Genomic DNA, 13,068 nt, shown 5'->3' on the forward strand with positions numbered 1-13,068 from the left:
CGTCGCGGGCCGTCTCCGTGCCGAACGAGGTACGGAACGGCGCCACCAGGGGCATCGCGATCCGGCGCAGCTCAACTCCGGTGATCTTCACGCTGCCTCCAAGGTGCGCTTTTCGACAATGTAATACCTCTTTTGATGGAATCCCGTGACGGTGCGGCCCTCGTCCAGCAGCCCGCCCAGGACCTCCCGCACGGCGTGCCGCCACGCCTTGGCCGCTCCCGGATCCGACCTGCGCGACGCCTCGATGTCCTCGGGCACGGCCACGAGCACGGTCTCACCGTCCGCGGGCCTGACAGACGGCCGCCCGCCCTCGTCCTCCAGCATCACCACCGCGCCCGCGGGCACCCGGCCGGCAGGCGGCTCCCGCCGCACCCGGGCCTTCACGTGCGGCGCGGACAGCGTCCAGACGGTGAGCAACCGGTCGGACTCGTCGCCCTGGTTGATCGCGTCGTCCATGACCCCGTAGAAGGCGGGCAGGTAATCGCGCGGCCGGGCCCCCAGCTTGGCCAGGTTGAAGTGCGCGTTGCGGCGCACCAGCGGGTCGTAGGTCCACGTGACGCGCTTCAGCCCCCGTTTCAGCGCCCACTCACGCTGGTGCAGCTTGAGCGCGAAGCCGATGCCGCGCCCGGTGGCGACCCCGGTGACGTGCGAGTGCAGCGTGGCGTCCGCCGCGAGAAAGGCCACCGACCCGCCGACCAGCCTGCCGCCGTCGAAGGCGCCCGCCACGTAGTTGCCCGCGTGCGACAGCGCCCGCATCAGCTCGACCGTGACCGGGCGGCCGTCCGGCCCGAAGTGCCAGATGTCCTCGAACAGCGCGAGGACGTGCTCGAACTCCGCGATCTCGCGCAGCTCCCTGATCGCGATCAACGGTCCTCCGGTAGGTGCTCGGGTGTCACCGCGACCGTATGCCACGGCGCGGCCGCCCCGATTCGTGCCGGCTCACCAAGAGCGGCGCCGTCTTCGTCGCGCAGCCCTACCAGGCGGCATCTCCTCCTGCGCGCCGATGCCCGTGTCCGCGTCGGGACGCTGCATTCTGGACCGGCACCGATCTCCCTACAATGGCCAGGTGAACCACCCCCTCGCCTGCCCGCACGTCCCCGCGACGCCGGCCGAGCGCCTGGAGTACGAGCCCAGGGTGCCGGTCAGCGACGGCACACTGTTCGGCCAGGCCGGCGAGAACCGTGGGCGAACGTTCGCCACCTCGGCCCCGATCACGGCGGAGATCCTCGACAGGGTCTCCCGGATGACGTGCTGAGCGCCGCCGGGCTGAGCGCCGAGGAGGAGGCCGCCTACCGGCTCCTGGTCAGAACCGCCGGGGTCGAGCCCGCCGAGCTGGCAGAAGAGCTCGGCATCGAGAGCGAAACGGCGCGGCGGGCGCTCGGCTCCCTGCTCGCCATGGGCCTGGCGCGAGCCGTCCCAGGAGAGCCCGACAGGTTCACCGCCGTCGCGCCCGACGTGGCGCTCGCGGCCCGGCTGCACAGGCGGCAGGAGGAGGTGGACCGGGCCAGGCAGGCCGTGGAGCAGCTCACAGAGGAGTACCTGGCCCATTCGCGGCGCCGTGAGGCCGCCCAGCTGATTGAGGTGATCACCAGCAGGACGGCACTGCGCGAGCAGTTGCGCCTGCTGCAGGACAACGCCCGCCACGAGGTCGTCAGCCTCTGCCGGGCCGGGCACGTGGCGATGACCTCACAGGAGAACATCGAGGAGCTGGCCGCGCTTCGCCGCGGGGTGGGCTTCCGCGTCCTGTACGAACGCGCCCTGCTCGAGGAGCCGGGCATGCTGGTCAACCTCGCCGACGGGATCAAGCTGGGTGAGCAGGCGCGTGCCCTGCCCGCCTTGCCGGTCCGGATGATCATCGCCGACGGCGAGCTGGGCATACTCCCGCTGATCCAGCACACCGGCGGGCTGACCCAGCTCACCGCGGCGCTGATCAGGCCGAGCAGCCTGCTGGACGCGCTCAAGGCGCTGTTCGAGAGCCTCTGGGAGCGGGCCACCCCCGTCAGCCACACCACGCCGGGCAGCCCGCTCGACTCCGACCACCTCTACCTGCTGTCTCTGCTGGTGGCGGGCGTGCCTGACAAGTCGATCGCCACGCAGCTGAAGGTGTCGCAGCGGACCGTCCAGCGCCGGATCACCCACCTGATGGAGCAGGCGGGCGCCCAGAACAGAATGCAGCTGGCCTGGCACGCCGCCCGTGAGAACTGGCTGTGACGGTCAGTACGCCCTGATCACCGCCGTGCGTCACGTGCCGGAGGCGGGCTCGGGCACGTGACGGTGGGTCAGGCGACGCTTTCCTGGCGGAGGGGGAAGTGGCAGGCGACCTGGTGGGCGCCGCCCTGGAGCGGGGGTTCCGTGGCGCAGATGTCCTGGGCCAGGGGGCAGCGGGTGCGGAAGCGGCAGCCGGTGGGCGGGTTGACGGCGCTGGGGAGTTCGCCGCGGATGGCCGTACTCGGGCCGGGCGAGTGCGAAGGGTCCGGCGAGGGGACGGCGTCGATGAGCGCCTGGGTGTAAGGGTGGCGCGCGGCGCGGACCACCTCACGGGCGGGCCCGACCTCGACCAGCTTGCCGAGGTACATCACGCCGATCCGGTCGGCCATGTAGTCGACCACCGACAGGTCGTGGCTGATGAACACGTACGACAGGCCGAGCTCGGTCTGCAGGTCGCGCATGAGGTTGAGCACCTGCGCCTGGATGGACACGTCCAGCGCGCTGACCGGCTCGTCGGCCACGATGAGCCGCGGTTCCAGCGCCAGCGACCTGGCCAGCCCGATGCGCTGCAGCTGCCCGCCGGAGAACTCGTGCGGGTAGCGTTCCAGCGCCCGCCTTGACAGTCCGACCTGGTCAAGCAGTTGGCTGATGCGGTTGCGGCGGGCCGCGGAGTCGCCGACCTGCTGGATCTCCAGCGGTTCTGCGAGGATGGCGTCGATGCGCATGCGCGGGTTCATGGCCGCGTAGCTGTCCTGGAACATCAGCTGCACCTGGCGGTGCATGCTGTGACGGGCGCGCCGGTCGAGGCCCGCGATGTCGGTGCCGTCGATGACGATCTGGCCGCCGGTGGGCGTCTCGAGCCCGGCGACCAGGCGGCCGACGGTGGACTTGCCGCAGCCGGACTCACCCACGATGCCGAGCGTCTCGCCGGCCTTGACGTCGAAGGACACCCCGGCCACGGCCGAGACCCGGCCAGGGCTCCTGCCGAAGCCGTCACCGCCGGCCTCGTACTCCTTGACCAGTTCCCGCACCGACAGGATCGTGTCGGCCTTGCCGGTCACGGCCCGAGGGGCCGCGGCCGAACCGGCGATCGCGACGGCCTCGGTGACGGGGTGCAGACAGGCGAACTGGTGCGCCTGCGCGGCATCGACCGTACTGCGGGCCTCGGCGGCAGCGGCGACGTCGGTGATGAGCCGGACGTCGGTGGTGCGGCATTCGTCGGTGGCGAAGCGGCAGCGCGGCGCGAAGCGGCACCCGGTCAGCGGCCGTGACAGGTCCGGCGGCAGCCCGGGAATGCTGTAGAGCCGCCCGTCGGTCGCCGACTCCGGCAGCGCGTTCATGAGCGCCTGGGTGTAGCGGTGGCGCGGCGAGCGGAACAACTCGGCCGTGGTGGCGGTCTCGACCACCCGCCCCGCGTACATGACGGCGACCCGGTCGGCGCGGCTGGCGATCACTCCGAGGTCATGGGTGACCAGGATGACCGCCATCTTGAACTCCTCGCGCAGGTCGTCGATGAGCTCGAGGATCTGGCGCTGGGTGGTGACGTCCAGTGCGGTGGTCGGCTCGTCGGCGATGAGCAGGCGCGGGGAGCGGATGAGCGCCATGGCGATGACCACGCGCTGGCGCATGCCACCCGACAGCTGGTGCGGGTAGTTGTCGACGATCTTGTCGGGACGGGGCATGCCGACCCGACGCAGGATCTCGATGGCCCGCTCGCGCGCCTCGGCCTTGCTCAGGCCCTGGTGCACACGCAGGGGTTCGGCGACCTGGGCGCCGATGCGCATGGTGGGGTTGAGGGAGGTGAGCGGGTCCTGGAAGACCATGCCCATCTCCACGCCCCGCACCCGGCGCAGCTCCTCGGCGGGCAGCGAGCGCAGGTCGCGCCCGTCGAAGAGGATCTGCCCACCGACGACCTGGCCGCCGGGCGGCAGCAGCCCCATGATCGACAGTACGGTCATGGTCTTGCCGCTGCCCGACTCGCCCACGATGCCGAGCGTTTCGCCCTGCCGTACCTCCAGGTTGACCTGGTCGAGGGCGTGCACGGTGCCGCGCCGCAGCGCGATGTCGGTGCTGAGGTCGACAAGCCGCAACAAGCTCATGTGTATCGCTCCTGCTAGCGCCGCCGGAGGCGGACCTCGAAGACGTCCCTCAGCCCGTCGCCGATGAAGTTGAAGGCGAGCACGATGAGGATGATGGCGATTCCCGGCGGATACAGCAGCCACCAGTGGCCGCTGAAGGTGTCGGACAGCCCGTCGGAGAGCATGCCGCCCCAGTTGGCCGCGGGCGGCGGCACGCCCAAGCCCAGGAAGGACAGGTAGGCCACGTACAGGATCGCGTCGGCGATCTGGAAGGTGGCGTTGACGGTCACGGTGCCGATCGCGTTGGGGATGATGTGCCTGCGTACGGCGCGGCCGCCGGTGCCGCCCATGCCGCGCATGGCCATGACGTACTCGCGGGTGCGCAGCGTCAGCGCCTCGCCGCGGACCAGGCGGGCCGGGCCGAGCCAGGCGAAGGCGCCGATGATGACGATGAGCATCGGCACGGTCGGCGTGACGATCGAGGCCATGAGCATGAACAGGAACAACGCCGGGATCGACATCATGGCGTCGACCACGCGCATCATGACCGCGTCCGCCCAGCCGCCGGCGAATCCGGCGATGGCGCCCCACACGGTGCCGACGACGGTGGCCAGCAGTCCGGCGGCCAGGCCGACCACGATGGAGGTCTGGCCGCCCACCATCAGGCGGCCGAGCTGGTCGTAGCCGACCCCGTCGGTGCCCAGCGGGTGGCCTGCCGTACCGGGGGACAGGAAGACCTTGGCCAGGTCGGTGTGCACCTGGTCGGTGTGGTAGAAGATCGGGCCGAGGAAGGAGAAGGCGGCCAGCAGGGCGAAGATGGCCACGCCGACCAGGGCGAGCCGGTTTTCGCAGAACACCTCCAGGCCCTGGCGCCACATGGCGCGGACCGGCGCCTCGTCTTCCTGCACGGAGGTCGTGGTGGTCATGAGCGGCCTGCCTTGAGTCGCACGCGCGGGTCGACCGCGGCGTAGAGCACGTCGGCCACCAGCGCGCCGAGCACGGTGGCCACCGAGATCAGCAGCGTGACGCCGAGCAGGATCGGATAGTCGCGCTTGAGCGCCGACTGCCAGAACAGCAGCCCCATGCCCGGGTAGTTGAACAGCCGCTCGACCACCAGGGCACCGGAGAACAGCGCGGGCAGGTACATGCCGAGCAGGGTGATGACGGGGAACAGGCCGTTGCGCAGCGTGTGCCCGACGATCACCCGGCCCTCCGACAGGCCCTTGCTGCGGGCGGTGCGCACGTAGTTCTCGTTGAGGTTGTCGACCATGGACGAGCGCACGTAGCGGGAGTAGACCGCCACGGTGAGGATGGCCAGCGTGAGAGTGGGCAGCACCAATCCGGCCGGATCGCCCAGCACCTCGGCCAGGGTGAAGCCCTGCGGCGCCTCGGGCGGCAGGATCGGCCAGACCTGCGAGAACAGGATGATCATCATGAGGCCCATGAAGAAGATCGGCGTGGCGTAGGCCAGCAGGGAGGCGGCGTTGATGGTGTAGTCGGGCCACTTGTTGCGGCGTACGGCCTGCACCACGCCCAGGGGGATGGCCACCACGACCGCCAGCAGGGTCGAGGCCAGCGACAGCAGCATGGTCTTGGGCAGGCGCTGGCCGATGGCCTCGGCCACCGACTGGTTGAGCTGGAAGGAGTAACCCAGATCGCCGCGGACCAGCCGCTGCAGGTACAGCGCGTACTGTTCCCACAGCGGCCGGTCGTATCCCATCTCGTGGTTGAAGGCGGCGATCTGTTCCAGCGTCGCTTCCTTGCCCAAGATGGCCCGCGCCGCGCCGCCTGGCAGGAAGTGCAGGATCACGAACGTGATCAGCGTCACCAGGATCACGATGACCAGGGCCTGGCCCAGGCGCATCAGGAGGTAGCGGGCCACCGGGTCAGCTCTTCCAGGACCAGTCTTGGAAGTACATCAGGTTCATCGGGTCCTGCGGGTCGACGCCCTGCAGACCTGACTTGTAGGCCGAGATCTGGTAGACGGGGTTGGGCATCCACAGCACCGGCAGGTCCTTGGCCAGGAAGTCGTTGTACTCCTGCAGGGCGCCGGCGTCAGCGGAGAACTGCGCGTTGTCGATGAGCTTGTCGGCCTCGGGGTTGGAGTAGCTGCCGAGGTTGACGGGGGCGCCGGTCTGGAACAGGCGTTCGCCGGAGGCGAAGGCCGGGTAGTACCAGCTGCCCTGGGAGCCGAAGAAGGACATGTCCCACGAGCACTTGGCGTCGGAGGGCTTGCAGGCCGGGGTGACCGCGACCGAGTCGGGCACCTCCTTGATGGCCAGCTCGATGCCGAGCTTGGCCATCTGCGACTTGATCTCGGCGAACATCTTGGAGGTGGCGGTGAAGCCGGACTGGCTGGTGACGGTGAAGCTCAGCGGCGTGCCCGCGGCGATGCCGTCACCGCACTTGGCGGCGTCCTGGCAGGTGGTCTGCCCGTCGGGGACGACCTTCCAGCCGTTGGCCTCCAGCAGTTGCTTGGCCTTGGCCGGGTCGAAGGCGTAGGCACAGCCCTGGCCGGCGGGGGCGCCGGGCTTGGCCGGCACGGGGCCGCAGGTGGGGGCGGCCATGTCGGACCAGATGACCTTGCTGATGGTCGGCTGGTCGATGACCATCTGCAGCGCCTGGCGCAGGTAGGGCTGCTTGAACAGCACGCCGGTCTTGGGGTTGTTGAAGTTGAGCTGCAGGTAGGTGATCGACCACCCGTACCAGGGGGAGATCTTGTAGTCCTTGGACTCCAGGTACGCCTTCTGCGACAGGTTGGCCGGCGGGATGTAGCCGTAGTCGATCTGGCCGGCGCGCAGCACGTTGAACTCGGCGTCGTCGCCGGTGAACGGCCGCAGCACGATCTTGTTCAGCTTGGGCTTGTCGCTGCCGGAGTAGGTGTCCTGCTTGGCCAGGACGACCTCGCCGTTGGGGACGTAACTGGCCAGCTTCCACGGCCCGCTGTTGGTCTTCCACAGCGGGTTGGTGGCGTAGGACTTGGGGTCCTTGGCGGCGTCGGTCAGCTCGGTGAAGGTCTGCTTGGCGTCGCCCTTGTCCCAGGCGTGCTGGGGGATCGGGACGATGCGGTTGAGCTGGTTGTCGGCGAACCAGGCGGTGTTGTAGGCCTTCTTGGTGGTGAAGGAGAAGGTCTTGTCGTCCTTGACCTTGAACTCGGCGATGTTGTCGGGGAACCCGCCGGGCTTGTAGGAGGCCCACTTGTCCTTGTTGGCGGTGACCAGGTCCCACCAGAACTGGATGTCCTTGGTGGTGATGGGCTTGCCGTCGGACCAGGTGTTGTCCTTGAGCGTGATGGTCAGCGTCTTGCCGCCGTCGCTGACGGCCGGCGGCTGGGCCAGCGAGCGCTCGGTGTCGATGTTGTCGGCACTGGCGCCATCGAGCTTGTAGGCGTACAGCCTGCGGTACAGGGCGGTGGAGAAGATCTCGTTCTCGCCCTGGGTGAAACCGGGGGCCGAGATCGGCAGGATCCAGTTGGGCGTACGGAAGGCCACCGTGACGGTGTCCTTGCCTTGGGCGCCGCCTTGTTGCGAACTGCTACCGGCGCCGCCGCTGCAGGCGGTCAGGCCGAGCCCGAGGGCGGCCAGGCCGCTCACGATGCGGATTCTCGTCCCCATGGTTCTCCTCGTCGAACGTGCGCGTGCCCTTCTGGGGGCCGCTCAGCGGGAGAATGTATAGATGGGTTTGCAGGAAGTCAATCCGAAAAATCCACTTTGTTCACTGGACTTAGTTCGGTATAGAGTCCGCGGTCGAGACATCTTTCGATGATCTTCGTCGTGCTCGATGATGGGCTCCTGCACCGGGCTCATCCGGGAGGAGAGGCATGTCGGATCCCGCCAACCTGCGCGAGCAGGCGCTCAGCCTTCTGGCGAGCGGCAAGGCCACCTCCCGCGCGGATTTGGTGGAGATCCTGCAGGTCGCCCCGTCGACGGTGTCCACGGTGGTCCGCCGCCTGCTGGAGGACGGCGCCGTCCTGGAGGAGGGCGTCGGCCGCTCCACCGGCGGGCGCCGGCCCAAGATCCTGCGCCTGCGCGATGCGGGCGGCGTCTACGCCGTGGCCGAGCTGGGCGCCAGCCACGCCCGCGTCGGGCTGTGCTCGCCGAGCGGGCGGCTGCTGGCGGCCGAGGAGACCGCCATCGACATAGGAGCAGGCCCCGCCAAGATCTTCGACGAAGTGAGCGAGGCCTTCGACCGCATCAGGGCCGCCAAGGCGCCCGGCCAGAGCCTGCTGGCCGTCGGTATGGCGCTGCCGGGGCCGGTGGACTTCCCGCACGGCCGGCTCATCGGCCCGGCCCGCATGCCCGGCTGGAGCAGCTACGACGTTCAGATCGACCTGCGCGACCGCTTCCAGGTCGACGTGGTCGTCGACAACGACGCCAAGGCCGCCGCGGTCGGTGAGCACGCCGCCCGCCGCGAGGCCGGCGACATGATCTACGTCAAGGCCGGCACCGGCATCGGCGGCTGCCTGGTCTCCGGCGGCCAGGTCTACCGCGGCGGGCGCGGCCTGAGCGGCGACGTCACCCATGTGCGGGTGGCCGACAGCGGCGAGCGCGAGTGCTCCTGCGGCAGCCGCGGCTGCCTGGAGACCGTCGCCAGCGGCGCCGCGCTGGTCCGCCAGCTGGCCGAGCGCGGCCTCGCCGTGGCCAGCACCCGCGACGTGGTCATCGCCACCGAGAACGCCGACCCGGCCGTGGTCACCCTGGTGCGCCAGGCGGGCCGCCTGCTGGGCGTGGCGCTGTCGGGCCTGGTCAACTTCCTCAACCCCGACAGCATCATCATCGGCGGCTCGCTGTCGAGCCTCGACGTCTACGTGGCGGCCGCCAAGGGCATGCTCTACGAACGCTGCCTGCCGTCGCTGACCCAGTCCCTGTCCATCGAAGCCAGCCTGGTCGGCCCGGACGCGGCCCTGATCGGGCTCGGCCAGCTGGTGCGCGCATCAACCGCCTGAAGGAGCTCTGTCATCGTGCCCCGCCCCCTCCGCGTCGCCATCGGCGGCGTCCACATCGAGTCCAGCACCTTCTCGCCGCACCTGAGCGGCGCCGCCGACTTCGACGTCACCCGTGGCCAGGCCCTGCTCGACAGGTACGGCTGGCTGAACGAGGCGTGGGCGGCCGAGGTGGAGTGGGTGCCGCTGGTGCACGCCCGCGCCTTGCCTGGCGGCGCCGTTGAGGCGGCCGTCTACGACGCCTGGAAGGCCGAGATCGTCGACGGCCTGGCGCAGGGCTCCTTCGACGGGATGCTGCTGGACATCCACGGCGCGATGAGCGTGGTCGGCCGCCAGGACGCCGAGGGCGACCTGATCACCGCCATCCGCCAGGTGATCGGGCCCGAGCCGCTGGTGTCGACGGCGATGGACCTGCACGGCAACGTCTCCCGCACCCTGTTCGACGGCTGCGACCTGCTGACCTGCTACCGCACCGCGCCGCACGTGGACGTATGGGAGACCCGCGAGCGCGCCGCCCGCAACCTCATCGACGCGCTGCGCCACGGCGAGCGGCCGCACAAGAGGCTGGTACACGTACCGATCCTGCTGCCCGGCGAGATGACCAGCACCCGCATCGAACCCGCCAAGAGCCTGTACGCCCGCATCCCCGCCATCGAGGCCCGGCCGGGCGTGATCGACGCGGCCATCTGGATCGGCTTCGCCTGGGCCGACGAGCCGCGCTGCATGGGCGCGGTCGTGGCCACCGGCACCGACGCCGCCGCCACCGACCAGGCCGCGCGCGAGCTCGGCCAGGCGTTCTGGCAGGCGCGCGAGGACTTCGCGTTCGTGGCGCCCACGGGCTCGATGGACGAATGCCTGGACGCGGCGCTGAAGGACGGCGCGGCCCGGCCGTACTTCATCAGCGACTCCGGCGACAACCCCGGAGCCGGCGGCGCCGACGACGTCACCTATGCGCTGGCGCGGATGCTGGAAAGGCCGCAGATCCGCGACGGGTCGGTGCGCGCGGTGTTCGCCTCGCTGTTCGACCCCGAGGCCGTGGCGCGCATCGGGCACCTGCCGGTCGGCTCGCCGGTCAGCGTGCCTGCGGGCGGCCGCATCGACACCCGCGAGCCGGGGCCGCTGCTGCTGGAGGGCACACTGGAGGCGCTGGCCGACGACCCCGACGGCGGCCGGGTGGCCAGCGTCCGCGTCGGCGGACTGAGCGTGTTCCTGACCTCGCGCCGCATGCAGTACCGGCTGCTGGAGTCCTACCGCCGCCTCGGCGTGGACGTCGCCGACACCGACGTGGTCACCGTCAAGATCGGCTATCTGGAGCCCGAGCTGTTCGAGGCCGCCGCCGACTGGATGCTCGCGCTCACGCCCGGCGGCGTCGACCAGGACCTGCAGCGCCTGCCGTACCAGAACCTCACCCGGCCGATCTTCCCCCTGGACCGGGACTTCACCCTCTGACAGCGATATGTCGGCCCGCGCCGCTGAGGGGTGCGGAGCGAGTACGCCCGGCCGGGGGAGTCCCCTGGTCGCAGTGGGTTCTGGTCCACGGCTGAACATGAACGGGCGCGGTGTGGTGCCGCGCCCGTTCGTGGTGGTGGTACCTGCCGGTCGTCCTCACCCGCTGGGAAGGCGTCGAGTGCTACAACTACTCGCCCTTCATCTACGCCTACGGCCAGCGCGACATCGCCGTCACCGGCAACGGCACGCTCGACGGCCAGGCGAGGAAGGGGCCGTGGGAGAGCTGGTACGCCAACGGCGGCCCGCAGGGGGCCGACCAGCGGGCCCTGCGCAAGATGGGAGACGACGGCGTGCCGGTGGAGCAGCGTGTGTTCGGCGCGGGTCACTACCTGCGCCCCGCCATGGTCCAGTTCGTGAAATGTCAGAACATCCTGGTCAGCGACGTCACGATCCTCGAGCCGGCCATGTGGACGGTCAACCCGGTCCTGTCGACCAACGTCACCGTGAGCGGCATCACCGTGGTCAGCACGCTGTACAACACCGACGGCTGCGACCCTGAGGCGTCGTCCTACGTGCACATCCGCGGCTGCCGGTTCAACACGAACGACGACTGCGTGGCGGTCAAGTCGGGGCGTGACGCCGACGGCCGCAGGGTGGGCGTGCCCAGCGAGAACATCGTCGTCCAGGACTGCTTCTTCTCCGGACGCTGGGGCGGCATCACGGTGGGCAGCGAGATGTCGGGCGGCGTCCGCAACGTCTTCGCCGAGCGCTGCGTGATCAATTCGCCGGACTTCCCCGGCAACTACCCGGTCAAATATCCGGTCTACCAGAATGTGGGCCAGTGCTCCGGAGTTTACGCCGGGGGTGAAGGCCCACGTGGGAGTGCCCGCTAGTACTCCAGTGACATTTCGAGATCATGGTTGGGATCTGCGCTGGTAGTGGCACTGGCGTGCGATGGCCTGGTGTCGGCGGCGCCAGCATGACCAGCGCAGAACCTCTTCGGCTGGGCGGGGCCGGGGAGGGGTGAGCAACGCCAGCAAACGGCGGATTTCCGGCACGGTGAGTGGGATGGTCTGCTGGTCAGTGTCGGGTTGGTCCGCGGCCAGGGCTGCCAGGAAAGCCAGGGCGAGCATCGCCAGGGTGATGTGCCGGTGCCAGCCGGTCCAACTGCGCACCTGATAGTGGTCGAGGCCAACCTGTCCCTTGGCGGCCTGGAAGGATTCCTCGATGGTCCAGCGGATGCCGGCGATGCGGATCAGGGTGGGCAGCGGGGTCGGGGCTGGGGCGTAGCAACGATAGTAGGCAAGTTCGCCGGTGACCGGGTTGCGGCGGATCAGCAGCCAGCGTGAGCCACCGTCCTGGTCGGCGTCGATACGGGCCCAAGCCCACAGGTAGTAACGCGGTCCCTTGGCTCCCTGGCCTGCGCTGTAGTGGTGCCAGTGTCGTTGGGCCACCTCGGCGGCGATGTCGGCTGCGTTACGATCGATGCCCTCCAGGTTGACCCGGCGGTTTCCGGCGATGGCCAGGACGTAGCCGATGCGGCGTTGGTGCAGCAGGGCGCGTAGGCGGGGGTCTTGGCCGTAGACCTCGTCGCCGGTCACCCAGCGGGCTGATAGGCCGGCGTCCAGCGCGGCGCTGATCATCTGCCCGGCCAGAGTGGGCTTGGTGGCGAAGACGGTTTGTGCGGGCACTCCGGCCGTGGCGCAGCGATCCCGGTCGGCCGGCCAGGTGTGCTCAGGCAGGTACAGTCGCCGATCCAGCAGAGCCCGCCCGGCCGGGGTGGCGTAGGCGAGGAACACTCCGACCTGGCAGTTCTCGATCCGGCCGGCGGTGCCGCTGTATTGGCGTTGGACCCCGGCCGAGCCCGTCCCCTTCTTGAGGAACCCGGTCTCGTCCACCACCAGCACGCCGTCTGGGCCGAGCTGTTCGACGACGTAGCCTCGCACGTCATCGCGCAGCGCATCGGCGTCCCAGCGGGCGGTGCGCAACAGCCGCTGCATGGCCTGCGGACCAGCCGGTCCCGCGTGCTCGGCCAGACTCCAGCAGTTCTTGCGCTCCAGGTTCGCCAGCAGGCCACGGACGTAGGCGCTCGCTGTACGACGCGGCTCTACGCGGCCGAAACGTCCGGCGACTCGGTGCATCAGGTCGTTGAAGGTGACCATCCAGCCGTCAGGGTCTACGCTGTCGGCCACGGCCATCACGCGATCTTTGGTTGTCTTCACAAACTCCGAATGATCACGTGGTGGCCGTCTTCATGCCACCTCAAGACCGAAGATCGCGAAGTGTCACTGGAGTACTAGGGCGCGAGCGTGCCCTGACCTTTCAGGTTTGTCGGCAGCAGCTTCACTCACACAGGTCGTTTCTGCTGCTCGATGTACTGCTTGAGCACGG

Annotated in this window: 11 protein-coding genes; 5 read left to right on the top strand and 6 right to left on the bottom strand. The window is 69.6% G+C overall.

Features of this window, described 5'->3' with window-relative positions:
- Positions 1 to 87: 87 nt before the first annotated feature.
- Positions 88 to 867 carry a GNAT family N-acetyltransferase gene (locus ABZ297_RS43385; RefSeq protein ID WP_355359255.1) on the bottom strand — a complete coding sequence of 260 codons (780 nt, stop codon included), beginning with the start codon at positions 865 to 867 and terminating at the stop codon, positions 88 to 90.
- A 199-nt stretch (positions 868 to 1,066) separates the two neighbouring features.
- Between ABZ297_RS43385 and ABZ297_RS43390 the strand changes: the two genes are divergently transcribed.
- The gene (locus ABZ297_RS43390) at positions 1,067 to 1,255 is read left to right on the top strand and encodes a hypothetical protein (RefSeq protein WP_355359258.1); all 189 of its coding nucleotides are present in this window, start codon (positions 1,067 to 1,069) and stop codon (positions 1,253 to 1,255) included.
- Positions 1,249 to 2,211, top strand: a complete 963-nt coding sequence (locus ABZ297_RS43395) for a helix-turn-helix domain-containing protein (protein ID WP_355359261.1) — start codon at positions 1,249 to 1,251, stop codon at positions 2,209 to 2,211. The genes ABZ297_RS43390 and ABZ297_RS43395 overlap by 7 nt, the downstream gene beginning before the upstream one ends.
- A 68-nt stretch (positions 2,212 to 2,279) precedes the next feature.
- Here the strand turns inward: ABZ297_RS43395 and ABZ297_RS43400 are convergent, their stop codons facing one another.
- From ABZ297_RS43400 to ABZ297_RS43415, 4 genes are read right to left on the bottom strand one after another with little or no spacing between them, the layout of a single operon-like run.
- Positions 2,280 to 4,307, bottom strand: a complete 2,028-nt coding sequence (locus ABZ297_RS43400) for an ABC transporter ATP-binding protein (RefSeq protein WP_355359264.1) — start codon at positions 4,305 to 4,307, stop codon at positions 2,280 to 2,282.
- Between the two features lie 14 nt (positions 4,308 to 4,321).
- Positions 4,322 to 5,212 (bottom strand): ABC transporter permease, encoded by an 891-nt coding sequence (locus tag ABZ297_RS43405; RefSeq protein WP_355359267.1) that lies wholly within the window; start codon positions 5,210 to 5,212, stop codon positions 4,322 to 4,324.
- On the bottom strand, positions 5,209 to 6,168 hold the full coding sequence (locus tag ABZ297_RS43410) for an ABC transporter permease (RefSeq protein ID WP_355359270.1): 960 nt from the start codon (positions 6,166 to 6,168) through the stop codon (positions 5,209 to 5,211). The genes ABZ297_RS43405 and ABZ297_RS43410 overlap by 4 nt, the downstream gene beginning before the upstream one ends.
- Before the next feature lie 4 nt (positions 6,169 to 6,172).
- Positions 6,173 to 7,900: a peptide ABC transporter substrate-binding protein gene (locus ABZ297_RS43415; RefSeq protein ID WP_355359272.1), complete on the bottom strand. Its 1,728-nt coding sequence runs from the start codon at positions 7,898 to 7,900 to the stop codon at positions 6,173 to 6,175.
- A 206-nt stretch (positions 7,901 to 8,106) separates the two neighbouring features.
- On the opposite strand from ABZ297_RS43415, the gene ABZ297_RS43420 reads away from it, so the two are divergent.
- The 3 genes from ABZ297_RS43420 to ABZ297_RS43430 all read left to right on the top strand — a co-directional run bounded on the left by ABZ297_RS43420 (position 8,107) and on the right by ABZ297_RS43430 (position 11,570).
- Positions 8,107 to 9,231, top strand: coding sequence for an ROK family transcriptional regulator (locus tag ABZ297_RS43420; protein WP_355359275.1), 1,125 nt, complete (start codon positions 8,107 to 8,109; stop codon positions 9,229 to 9,231).
- Between the two features lie 15 nt (positions 9,232 to 9,246).
- Complete coding sequence (locus ABZ297_RS43425; protein WP_355359278.1) at positions 9,247 to 10,677, top strand: M81 family metallopeptidase; 1,431 nt, start codon at positions 9,247 to 9,249, stop codon at positions 10,675 to 10,677.
- 110 nt (positions 10,678 to 10,787) lie between these two features.
- Entirely contained in the window at positions 10,788 to 11,570 is a 783-nt protein-coding gene (locus ABZ297_RS43430) for a glycosyl hydrolase family 28 protein (protein ID WP_355359281.1), read from the top strand.
- A 21-nt stretch (positions 11,571 to 11,591) separates the two neighbouring features.
- On the opposite strand, the gene ABZ297_RS43435 is transcribed toward ABZ297_RS43430, so the two are convergent.
- Complete coding sequence (locus ABZ297_RS43435) at positions 11,592 to 12,818, bottom strand: IS701 family transposase (RefSeq protein ID WP_355359284.1); 1,227 nt, start codon at positions 12,816 to 12,818, stop codon at positions 11,592 to 11,594.
- Between the last annotated feature and the right edge of the window lie 250 nt (positions 12,819 to 13,068).

This window comes from Nonomuraea sp. NPDC005983 (assembly GCF_040614375.1).
In the GTDB taxonomy this organism is placed as follows: Bacteria; Actinomycetota; Actinomycetes; order Streptosporangiales; family Streptosporangiaceae; genus Nonomuraea.

Bases quoted from the DNA above. Each gene is read 5' to 3' on its own strand.
- ABZ297_RS43400 (WP_355359264.1), bottom strand. From the start codon at position 4,307: ATGAGCTTGTTGCGGCTTGTCGACCTCAGCACCGACATCGCGCTGCGG.
- ABZ297_RS43405 (WP_355359267.1), bottom strand. From the start codon at position 5,212: ATGACCACCACGACCTCCGTGCAGGAAGACGAGGCGCCGGTCCGCGCC.
- ABZ297_RS43415 (WP_355359272.1), bottom strand. From the start codon at position 7,900: ATGGGGACGAGAATCCGCATCGTGAGCGGCCTGGCCGCCCTCGGGCTC.
- ABZ297_RS43420 (WP_355359275.1), top strand. From the start codon at position 8,107: ATGTCGGATCCCGCCAACCTGCGCGAGCAGGCGCTCAGCCTTCTGGCG.
- ABZ297_RS43435 (WP_355359284.1), bottom strand. From the start codon at position 12,818: ATGCACCGAGTCGCCGGACGTTTCGGCCGCGTAGAGCCGCGTCGTACA.